1 protein-coding gene is annotated in these 310 nt (G+C 32.9%); it reads left to right on the top strand.

The window, feature by feature from the left end:
• Positions 1 to 310, top strand: a 310-nt coding sequence (locus tag AOA60_RS32630; protein ID WP_158235025.1) for a hypothetical protein, incomplete at both ends; no start/stop codon positions are given.

Genomic DNA, 310 nt, shown 5'->3' with positions numbered 1-310 from the left:
GTAGTTGGTTGTGTAACAGAATCGGACGAAGTAAAGAGAACTAATTCCATCAGTGAATTAAAACCTTCAGAAGATAATCAATTTAATGTTGTTGCTTTCTTTGAAAGCATCCCGTCTGAAGGGAATGAAAATGAAGTTTATGAAATGGCAGCAGCTAACATGCCTCTTAATAAAATCCACAGTTATTATTTATTTCAATCAAACTCAGAACACGTAGATAATCTTAACATTTCAGACTTTCCTACTTTTCTAGTCCTAGATAGCAGTGGTGTAAACTTACAAACTTCTGACATAAATGAATTATTAGAGT

The sequence above is a fragment of the Pseudomonas sp. 2822-17 genome, assembly GCF_002742485.1.
Lineage (GTDB): Bacteria > Pseudomonadota > Gammaproteobacteria > Pseudomonadales > Pseudomonadaceae > Aquipseudomonas > Aquipseudomonas cyclaminis.
The sequence above is the reverse complement of the archived record's forward strand: the minus strand, read 5'-3'. Positions and strand labels throughout refer to the sequence as shown.